The following is an 887-nucleotide window of genomic DNA, read 5'->3' on the forward strand; positions in this document are numbered from 1 at the left end:
TAGACCTGATGATCGCGGGGTGAGTTGACTGGCTCGGTGGCCTCTCCCGCGGCATTCTCCGTTCGAGGGTTGCGCTAGGTTGGCTGGCGCCGAGCCTCAAGAATGGGGGAGAGACCATATGCAGGGTAGCATGTTCATCGGGCTGGATGTCCATAAGGCGACGATTTCGGTCGCGGTTGCACAGAGCGAGCGTGGCGGAGAGGTCCGTCACTGGGGCACGATTCCGCACCGCCCGGATCATGTACGCAAGCTGGTGGAGAAGCTTGGCGCCGGCGGAAGTCGTCTGTATTTCTGCTATGAAGCCGGACCATGCGGCTACGGCCTGCACCGCCAGCTTGTCGAGCTGGGGCATGATTGCATCGTCGTGGCGCCCTCGCTCATTCCGGTGAAGGCGGGCGACCGGGTAAAGACGGATCGGCGCGATGCGGTCATGCTGGCGAAGCTGCACCGGGCTGGCGAGTTGACAACGGTGTGGGTGCCGGACGCGGCGCATGAGGCGATGCGCGACCTGGTTCGGGCACGGGCAACCGCGATGCGGGTTCTGGGCAAGGCGCGGCAGCATCTGCAGGGGTTTCTGCTGAGGCATGGTTGCATCTATCCCGGCAAGAAAGGCTGGACGGTGGCATACCGGCGTTGGCTGACGACGGTGCGGTTCCAGTACCCGGCGCAGCAGATCGTGTTCCAGGACTATATCGATACCGTCGCCGACGCCGAAGCCCGGGTCGAGAGGCTTACAAGCCAGATCGCCGGCCAGCTCCCGAGCTGGTCGTTGGCGCCGGTGGTCGAGGCGGTTCAGGCGATGAGGGGCGTGGCCTTCATCGTCGCCGTAACGGTGGTGGCCGAGGTCGGGGATTTCCGACGGTTCGACAATCCGCGTCAATTGATGG

The 887-nt window shown here is 64.3% G+C and carries 1 protein-coding gene; it reads left to right on the forward strand.

Annotated elements, in window-relative coordinates; genetic code table 11:
- Positions 1–118: 118 nt before the first annotated feature.
- Positions 119–887, forward strand: a 769-nt coding sequence (locus tag ABWV23_RS22340; protein WP_353351910.1) for an IS110 family RNA-guided transposase, incomplete at its 3' end; no start/stop codon positions are given.

Source organism: Aquicoccus sp. SU-CL01552 (genome assembly GCF_040365005.1).
Classification (GTDB): Bacteria; Pseudomonadota; Alphaproteobacteria; order Rhodobacterales; family Rhodobacteraceae; genus Antarcticimicrobium.